Source organism: Micromonospora yasonensis, from assembly GCF_026013475.1.
GTDB lineage: Bacteria > Actinomycetota > Actinomycetes > Mycobacteriales > Micromonosporaceae > Micromonospora > Micromonospora yasonensis.
This window is the reverse complement of the sequence record NZ_JAPDPH010000266.1, coordinates 1-8,698: the sequence shown is the minus strand read 5'-3', so window position 1 is coordinate 8,698 and position 8,698 is coordinate 1. Positions and strand designations below refer to the sequence as shown.

Annotated in this window: 8 protein-coding genes and 1 pseudogene; 2 read left to right on the top strand and 7 right to left on the bottom strand. The window is 75.6% G+C overall.

All coding sequences use genetic code 11. The features are described from left to right. Window positions 1-610, top strand: a 610-nt coding sequence (locus ONA70_RS32110) for a GNAT family N-acetyltransferase (protein WP_265010242.1), incomplete at its 5' end; no start/stop codon positions are given. Here ONA70_RS32110 and ONA70_RS32105 read toward each other — a convergent pair. The 6 genes from ONA70_RS32105 to ONA70_RS32080 all read right to left on the bottom strand — a co-directional run bounded on the left by ONA70_RS32105 (window position 603) and on the right by ONA70_RS32080 (window position 7,119). Continuing rightward, window positions 603-1,118 (bottom strand): O-acetyl-ADP-ribose deacetylase, encoded by a 516-nt coding sequence (locus tag ONA70_RS32105; protein ID WP_265010241.1) that lies wholly within the window; start codon window positions 1,116-1,118, stop codon window positions 603-605. The genes ONA70_RS32110 and ONA70_RS32105 overlap by 8 nt on opposite strands. A 1-nt stretch (window position 1,119) precedes the next feature. Continuing rightward, on the bottom strand, window positions 1,120-1,911 hold the full coding sequence (locus ONA70_RS32100; protein ID WP_265010240.1) for an EI24 domain-containing protein: 792 nt from the start codon (window positions 1,909-1,911) through the stop codon (window positions 1,120-1,122). Between the two features lie 24 nt (window positions 1,912-1,935). Continuing rightward, a complete protein-coding gene (locus ONA70_RS32095) occupies window positions 1,936-2,580 on the bottom strand; it encodes a response regulator transcription factor (protein WP_265010239.1) in 645 nt (214 codons plus the stop codon). Further along, window positions 2,568-3,794, bottom strand: a complete 1,227-nt coding sequence (locus tag ONA70_RS32090) for a sensor histidine kinase (RefSeq protein ID WP_265010238.1) — start codon at window positions 3,792-3,794, stop codon at window positions 2,568-2,570. Before ONA70_RS32090 ends, ONA70_RS32095 begins: the two co-directional genes overlap by 13 nt. A gap of 62 nt (window positions 3,795-3,856) precedes the next feature. Further along, window positions 3,857-6,379, bottom strand: coding sequence for an ABC transporter permease (locus ONA70_RS32085; RefSeq protein WP_265010237.1), 2,523 nt, complete (start codon window positions 6,377-6,379; stop codon window positions 3,857-3,859). Next, window positions 6,376-7,119, bottom strand: a complete 744-nt coding sequence (locus tag ONA70_RS32080; RefSeq protein WP_265010236.1) for an ABC transporter ATP-binding protein — start codon at window positions 7,117-7,119, stop codon at window positions 6,376-6,378. The genes ONA70_RS32085 and ONA70_RS32080 overlap by 4 nt, the downstream gene beginning before the upstream one ends. A gap of 103 nt (window positions 7,120-7,222) precedes the next feature. On the opposite strand from ONA70_RS32080, the gene ONA70_RS32075 reads away from it, so the two are divergent. Further along, the gene (locus ONA70_RS32075; protein WP_265010235.1) at window positions 7,223-8,212 is read left to right on the top strand and encodes a helix-turn-helix transcriptional regulator; all 990 of its coding nucleotides are present in this window, start codon (window positions 7,223-7,225) and stop codon (window positions 8,210-8,212) included. On the opposite strand, the pseudogene ONA70_RS32070 reads toward ONA70_RS32075, so the two are convergent. Continuing rightward, window positions 8,203-8,698, bottom strand: a pseudogene (locus ONA70_RS32070) (short-chain dehydrogenase); the annotation flags it as partial. The gene ONA70_RS32075 and the pseudogene ONA70_RS32070 sit on opposite strands and share 10 nt — an antisense overlap.

Below are 8,698 nucleotides of genomic sequence, written 5' to 3'. Positions count from 1 at the left end.
CGCCGCGCTCGGGCACCTGCGCGTCATCGGCGCGCGGCGGGTGCTCACCTGGTCCCAGCCCGGGTCCCTGCCGTTCGCCCGTCGGCACGGCTTCACGCCCAGTCGGGAAATGCGCTACTCGGCGCTCGACCTCCGGCCCGCCCCGCCGATGCCCGAGCCACCGCCGGGCGTACGGCTGCTCCCGGCCGCCGAGGTGGAGCCGCGCCGGATCCACCAGGTGGACGCCGAGGCGTCGCTGGACGAACCGGGCGACGTCCCGACGGACGCGATGGGCTACGACATCTGGCACCACGAGGTCTGGGACAACCCGGGGCTGGACCGGGAGGCCAGCACGGTGGCCGAGGTGGACGGCACGCTGGTCGCGATGAGCCTGGTCAAGCGGGACGGCGACCGGATGTGGTCGGCATTCACCGGTACGCTGCCCGGGCACCGGGGCCGGGGCCTCGCCGGGCTGGCCAAGCGGGCGGCGCTGCACCGCGCCGCACGGGGCGGCGTCCGCGTCGCCTACACCTCCAACGACGAGGCGAACACGCCGATGCTGGCGGTCAACACCCGGCTCGGCTACCGCCCGGTGGCCACCCAGTGGTCCTGCCTGCGCGACCTCACCTGAGTCCGGCGACCCGTACGGCGGCGGCGTGGGTGTCCGCGCCGAAGAGCACCAACCGGGCCTCGGTGACGTGCAGCGGAGCGGCCGCGCGCAGCACGATCAGCGCCTGGCGGACGGCGTCCTCGACCGGCCAGCCGTAGACGCCGGCGGAGATCAGGGGGAACGCGACCGTCGTCGCGCCCAGGCCGTCCGCGACCGTGAGGCTGTTGGCGTAGCAGTCGCGCAGCAGCGCCGAGCGGTCCTCGCGCGGCGAGAAGACCGGCCCGACGGTGTGGATGACCCAGCGGGCCGGCAGGTTGCCGGCCGTGGTGGCGACCGCCTGGCCGGTGGGCAGGCCCTTGCCGTACCGGGAGGCGCGCAGCGCCCGGCATTCCGCCAGGATCGCCGGGCCGCCCCGGCGGTGGATCGCGCCGTCCACTCCCCCGCCGCCGAGCAGCGAGGAGTTGGCCGCGTTGACAATGGCATCGACCTGCTGCGCGGTGATGTCCCCCTCGATCAGGACGGTCTCCATCTCACCCCTCCTCGACGGACTGCCCGAGCGATCGGCGGGCCAGCAGGGTGGCCCCGGCGACGGCCGCCGGCATGACCAGTACCGCGCCGAGCGGGATCAGGAAGCACAGGAAGACCGCCACCCCGAAGCCCAGCGTGGCCGGCCGGTCCGCCCTGAGCAACGACCGCCGCTCCGGCAGCCGCATGCCGCGCCGGTAGAACGGCGCGCCGACCAGCTCCAGGGCGAGGAACCAGCCGCCCACCAGGGCGCCGACCACCGGCACGACCGTCTGGCCGACCACCGGGATGAAGCCGGCCGCGAACAGGGGTACGCCGACCAGCGCGGAGATCGCCACCAGCCGCAGCGAGTCGAGGATGCTGCGCCGCAGCGAGGCCCAGAACGGCACCTCCACCGCGCCCGGCGTGCCGCCCAGCCGGTCCTCGACGCGCTCGGAGATCTTCTCGTAGAACGGGTCGCCGATGGCCAGCGTGACCGCGGTGAAGGTGATTACCCCGAGCAGCCCGGCCAGCCCGACGATGGCCAGCCCGGCAACGACCCGGATCAGCCCCCGCCAGGCCTCGGACCAGTCGTCCGCGAACGGGGTGACCCACGCGGCCAGGTCGTCCACGAAGTACAGCAGGAAAGCGAACGCGGCCACGAAGAGCGCCCCGGAGATCAGTGCCGGGACGATCCCCAGCAGCATCAGCCCGGGGCTGCGGACGTACAGGGCGAGGCCGCGCAGCAGCAGGCCGGCGCCGGCGAGGAATCGGGTGACGGCGCCGGTCACGGGCGCGGCGAGGCGGGGTGCGTCCACGACCGGACAGCCTAGTCGGGCGGATCAGCCGTTCAGATACGCGAGCACGGCGCGTACCCGGCGGTGCGCGTCGTCGGCGGGCGGCAGGTCGAGCTTGGCGAAGATGTTGGTGATGTGCTTCTCCACGCTCACCGGGGCAAGCACCAACGCCGCGCAGATCGCCGAGTTCGACATTCCCTGCGCCATCAGCCCCAGCACCTCGCGTTCCCGCGGGGTGAGCGCCTCCACGCCGGTCCGCCGGCTGTTGCGGGTGAAGAGCTGGCGAACCACCTCCGGGTCCATCACCGTTCCGCCGGCCGCCACCCGGTCCACCGCGTCCAGAAAGTCGTCGAGCGCGGTCACCCGGTCCTTGAGCAGGTAGCCCACTCCACCCCGGCCGTCGGCGAGCAGGTCGGCCGCGTACGCCCGCTCTACGTACTGCGACAGGATCAGCACCCGGGCGTCCCGCCCGTCCGCTCGCAGCCGCAGCGCCGCGCGCAACCCCTCGTCGCGGAAGCCGGGCGGCAGCCGGACGTCCACCAGGGACAGGTCCGGTCGGTGCCGCTCGACGGCCTCGATCAGGTCGTCCGCATTGTCCACCGCGGCCACCACCTCGTGGCCGGTGTCGGTCAGCAGCCGCACCAGCCCGTCGCGCAGGAGCAGCAGGTCTTCGGCGATCACGATACGCATGGCAACTCCGCGTGCAGGACGGTCGGGCCGCCCGGTGGACTGGTGACGGTGAACTTTCCGTCCAGCGCCTCGACCCGGCGGCGCAGCCCGTCAAGCCCGCCGCCGGTGGGGTCGGCGCCGCCCCGGCCGTCGTCGGTCAGGGTCACCGCCAGGGCGCCGGCAGTGGGGGTCAGCACGATGCTGCACCAGGAGGCCCCGGCGTGCTTGCCCGCGTTCGCCAGCCCTTCGGCGACGACGAAGTAGGCCGCCGACTCCACCGCCGCGGGATAGCGCCCGGCCGGGTCGCCGCGCAGCTGAACGGCGAGCGGGCTGTCCGCGGCCAGCGCGGCGAGGGCGGCGTGCAGGCCCCGGTCGGTGAGGATCGGCGGGTGGATGCCGCGGACGAGCCGGCGCAGCTCAGCGAGTGCGTCGTCGAGCTGCCTGCGGGCCAGGTCCACGTCGGACAGCGCGGCGCCGCCGTCGGCACGGAGTTTCCGGGCCGCCAGCGCCAGGGTCATGCCGGCGGCCACGATCCGGGCCTGGGCGCCGTCGTGGAGGTCGCGTTCGATCCGGCGCAGTTCGGCGGCCTGGGCGTCGACCACCCGGGAGCGGGTCTCGGCGAGCCGGGCGGCCTCCCGTACCAGCTGGAGGTGCGCGCCGGGAGCCAGCAGGGCGCGGGCGGCCGCAGCCACCGCGCGGGCCAGCCGCCGGACCAGCGCGGCCCCGACCGGCAGCAACAGCAGCCCGAGAGCGGTGAGGGTGAACCGGCCCGGGGTGGTGGTGAGCAGCGTTCGCAGCGGCCACGGCGCCCGGGGGTTGGGCACCGCCCAGAGCCAGGCGGGCGCTGCCACCGCGCCCAGCAGGACGGCGGTGACCACCAGTCCGGACACCCCGCTCACCAGGCCCAGCGGGAAGGACACCACCAGCCAGGCCAGGTCCCGCCAGGTGGCCGGCTGCCGGGCCACGTGGGCGGCCCGTTCGCGTGCCGTGCCCGGGGCGGCCGGCTCGTACGGCTCGTCCAGCGGCCGGCCGAGAACCCAGCCGACCCGCCGGCGTTCGACGGCGGCGAGTCGGCGGGTGACCCAGGCGGCCCCGAGGAACGCCGGGCCGCCGAGCTGGGTCACCGCGAGCAGGCCGACGGCGAGCAGCGCGGCCACGGTCCAGGCGAAGCCGGCCGCGCCGGCCAGGATCCCCGCGGCCAAATACGCCAGGCTCCGGGCGGTCGCCGTCGTCACGCGCCGGATCGTAGCGGCCCGGGCCGCCGCCGAGGTACCGGCGGCGACCCGAGAGCGGACGGTCACCGGTCCCCGAGGGCCGGCAGGCCGCGCCGCGGCAGCACCAGCCGGACCGGAAGGGCACCGGCGACCAGCCCGAGCCCGGCCACTCCGCCGAGCAGCACCAGGTACGTTGCCGGTGCCACCACCAGCCGGAACACGCCATCCTGGGCGAGGCTGAACGGGACGACCACCGCGCTGGTGACCGCGACGCCCAGGGCCAGCCCGGCCAGCACCGTGATCAACGCCTCCCGGTCCACCAGGCGGTGCACCTGCCGGGCCGTCGCGCCGGCCAGCCGCAGGTCCGCGAACTCCCGCCGACGCGCGGCGGCCGAGATGGCGAACGTGTTCACCACGGCGATCGCCGTGAAGCCCAGCGACACCACCACCAGCAGCTCCCAGGCGCCCTGCTGGTTCCCGTCGTCGGTCCGGGTCGCCGCCGCGGTCGGCACCACCCGCAGCTCGGGCCAGTGCTGCCCGATCCGTTCGGCCACCGCGCCGTCGGAGTGCCGCAGGGCGACCGCGCTGACCAGACCGCGCGGGTCGTGCGCGGCGACCAGGGTGGCCGGCAGGGCTAGCTCGCCGAACCCGCGATACCGGGTGAAGAGGGCGGAGAGCCGCAGGACGACCTGCTCACCGTCGGCGAGCCAGAGCGGCACCTCGTCACCGAGCCGCCAGCCGTACGCCTCGGCCAGGTCGGCACTCGCCGCGAACGTCCCGTCCCCGCTCAGGGCACCGGCCTCGACGGCCAGGTCGAGGACGTCGTCCGACCCGATGCGGAGCAGACCCTGCGCGGCGTAGTCCTGGGGCTTGCCACCTTGGGCGAGCACCACGCGGGTGGGCACGGTCGCCGCCGCCCCGGTGACGCCGGGCAGCGTGGCCACCCGCTTCGCGGTGTCGAGCGGCAGGCCGGCCGCGCCGGTGACCAGGGTGTCCGCCCCGGCCAGCCGTGCCGCCTGCTGGTCCTCCGCCAGCCGAGCGGTCAGCTCGCCGTTGAGCAGCAGCGGCGCGTTGATCCCGAACATCAGCACCAGGGGCACCGCCACCGCCGCGGTGCGGCGGACCTCCACCCGGGTGGTGGCGGCGGCCAGCCAGCCCGCCGCACCGGTGCCGGCGCTGAGCCGTCCCGGCACGGCGGAGACCAGCCGGACCAGCAGCGGGCCGACGGCGGCGACCGCGCAGAGCAGCAGCGCGGAGGAAATGAAGGTCATGCCCATGCCGAACGGACCACCGAGCGGCACGAAGGCCAGCACGGCGACCGCGCCGGCTGCGGCGATCAGGGCGACGGCAGCGCGGGCCGCCACCCCGCCGCGGGGCGCGACGACGGTCTCGACGAGTGCCTGGGCCGGGGCGACCCGTACCGCGCGCCGGCCGGCGAACCGGGCGGCGACCAGGGTGACCAGTGCCCCGGCGAACCCGGCGAGCAGCAGCACCACCGGGTTGATCCGTACGGTGAACTGCGCCGGCACCACTCCGAGGTGCCGGAACCGGGCCGCCACCAGGTGGGCGACGAGCACGCCGAGCGGCAGCCCCGGCAGCGCGGCGACGGCGGCGAGCACCAGGCTCTCCGCGCCGAGCAGCCGCCGCAACTGGCGTGGGGTCGCCCCGATGGTGCGCAGCAGGGCCAATTCGCGCAGCCGCTGCCGGACCCCGAGCGCCACGGTGCCGGTGAGCACGAAGATCGCGGCGAAGGCGGTGATGCCGATGGTGAAGCCGAAGACGGAAATCGGTCCGATGTAGTCGGGCAGCGCACCCGGCAGGTCCGCCCGTACCCGGTCCGCCCCGGTCAGTACCGGCGCGCCCCCGACGCGGGCCCGGACCGCCGCCAGCAGGGCCGCCCGGTCGGCTCCCGGCTCGGCGAGGACCGCGACCGCGGTGGGGCCGGCGAGGCCGGAGACCGCGGCCACCTCACGATCGGCGAGGAAGAGCGCGCCCTGGGCGGGCAGCGCGTCCCGGCCGGTGGGAGCGGCGACGCCGGCCAGCCGCAGGGTCCGTACTCCCGTGCGGGTGGTGATCCGGACCTCGTCCCCGACGGTGAGGCCGCCCCGGGCGGCGAGGTCGCTGTCCACGACCGCCTCGCCGGCCGCCGGCTCGTGTCCGGCACGCAACCGGTACGGGGTGAGCGCGGCCGACGACCAGCCGTGCCCGATCACCGGGGCGACGTCGGCGCCGCGCACCGGCCCGGCGGTGGTGGCCAACTCGACCGGGAAGGCGGCGTCCGGGACGACCCGGGCCACTCCCGGCAGCGCGGCCAGCCGGGGCGCCAGGTCCGCGGGAAGTGTCCCCGCACCGCTGAGCCGTTCGGTCTTCGTCTTGGTCTTGCCCTTCTTGTGCTTCTCCCTCGTCGTGGTGAGGGTGACGTCGCGGGTGCCGGAGACGACCGCCGTGGCGGCCGCGAACCGGTCGGCCGGTGGGGTCGCGGTGAGCACCGAGAAGAGCAGCAGGCCGGCGCCGGCCAGCAGCGCCACGGCAAGCAGTGCGGCGAGGAAGGTGCCCAGGTAGGCGCCCCGGTGGCGGCGCAGCGTTCCGATCGCGAGGCGGATCATGCGGCCGTCACCGCCGTCATCCGCGCGGCCACCGTGTCCACCGTCGGGTCGGCCAGTTCGCTGACCACCCGACCGTCGGCCAGGAAGACGACCCGGTCGGCCCAAGCGGCCGCCGCCGGGTCGTGGGTCACCATCACCACCGCGGTACGCAGTTCGTCCACCGCCTCGCGCAGCAGCGCGAGCACCTCCCGGCCGGCGCCGAGGTCGAGGGCTCCGGTCGGCTCGTCCGCGAAGATCACCTCGGGTCGGCCGGCGAGCGCCCGGGCGAGCGCGACCCGCTGCCGCTGCCCGCCGGAGAGCTGCCCGGGCCGGTCGTTCTCCCGCCCGGCGAGGCCGACCCGGTGCAGAACCTCACGGGCCCAGGCCCGGTCGGGCCGGGTACCGGCGAGCCGCTGTGGCAGGAGCACGTTCTGCCACACCGACAGGGAGTCCATCAGGTTGTACGACTGGAACACGAAGCCCACCCGCCGGCGGCGGGCCTGGGTGAGCTTCGGCTCGCGCAGCGTCCCGAGCTCCTGCCCGGCGAGCCGGACCCGGCCGCCGTCCGGCCGGTCCAGCCCGGCGGCGCACTGCAGCAAGGTGGACTTCCCCGAACCGGACGGCCCCATGACCGCGCTGAACGTCCCGGCCTCGAAGGCGACCGTGACGCCGGCCAGCGCGGGCGCACCGTTGCCACCGGCATACCTCCGCACCACATCGACCAGTTCGACGACCGGTCCACCAGCTCCGTGAATTCGCATGTCCTCAGCCTCGTCACCAGGCGGTCCGAGCAACACACGGTGACCTCGTATCTGCAAGGGTGGGGACAGCCCTACCCGGGCCACGGCGGGGCAGGATGGGCGGGTGCGCGCGTCCCGGCTGATCTCGTTGGTGCTGCTGCTCCAGTCACGGGAGACGATGACCGCGGCCGAACTGGCCCGCGAGCTGGAGGTCTCCGAGCGCACCGTCTACCGGGACGTGCTGGCGCTCTCCGCCGCCGGGGTGCCGGTGTACGCGGACCGGGGCCGGGCCGGCGGCTACCGCCTGCTCGGCGGCTACCGGACCCGGCTCACCGGGCTGACCCGGGACGAGGCGGAGGCCCTCTTCCTGGCCGGGCTGCCCGGACCGGCCGGCGACATGGGCCTGGCCGACGCGGTGGCCGCCGCCGAGCTGAAGGTGCTCGCCGCGCTGCCGCCGAGCCTGCGCGACGCGCCCGCCCGGACCGGGCAGCGGTTCCACCTCGACGTGCCGGGCTGGTTCCGCGAGTCGACGCCCCCGGCGTGGCTGGCCGAGCTGGCCCGCGCGGTCTGGCGGGACCGGGTGGTCGAGCTGCGCTACCGGCGCGGCGAGCGGGAGGTGACCCGCACGGTCGAGCCGTACGGGCTGGTGCTGAAGAGCGGCGTCTGGTACCTGGTCGGCCGGGTCGGCGACGGGTACCGGACGTACCGGGTGGACCGGGTGGTGGGCGTGGCCGCGGGCGACGACAGCTTCGACCGGGACGAGGGCTTCGACCTGGGGGCGTACTGGCGGGAGCAGGCGGAGGCGTTCCTGCGGTCGATGCTGCGCGCCGAGGTCACCGTCCGGCTCAGCCCCGCGGGCCTGCGCGCGCTGCGGCACGTCGCGGAGGCCCCCTTCGCGTACGCGGAGGCGGTGGCCGGGGCGGGCGAACCCGACGGGCAGGGGTGGGTGGTGACCCGGCTGCCCGTCGAGTCCGTCCCGGTGGCGTACACCGTGCTGCTCGGGCTCGGCCCGGAGGTGGAGGTGCTCGACCCGCCGGAGCTGCGGGCCCGCTTCGCCGAGGCGGCCCGCCGGTCCGCCGCGCTGTACGAGGCGGGACCGGAGGATCAGCGGTAGCCGGTGTCGTCCGCCGGCTTGCCGGGCTTGACCACCTCGTCGTGATAGCGCGCCCAGTGCGGGCGGGTGCCATCGAGGTCGGTGAAGCCGTACACCTGGGACAACCCGCCGCTGTCCACGGACTTCCCGTTCCAGCGGGCCCGGTCCGGGTCGGCGGCCAGGGCGACCACCGCGCGCCCGACGAAGGCCGGCGTCTCCGACATGACGAAGTGCGGCTCCTTCGCCGCGCCGTCGCGCCAGTTGGCCTCGGTGACCCCGAAATGCTCCAGCATCGCCTCCGAGCGCAGCCAGCCGGGGGTGAGCGCGACCGCCGTGCCGCCGTGCGGGGCCAGCTCGTGCGCCTGGGTGAAGGCGAGCCGGTTCACCGACACCTTGGCCAGGTCGTAGAAGACCGAGAGCCGGTAGGCGGTGTCGTTGTAGTCCTTGGTGCCGTCCCCGATCTCGACGACCAGGCCGCCCGGGTTGCGGATCAGCAGCGGCAGGGCG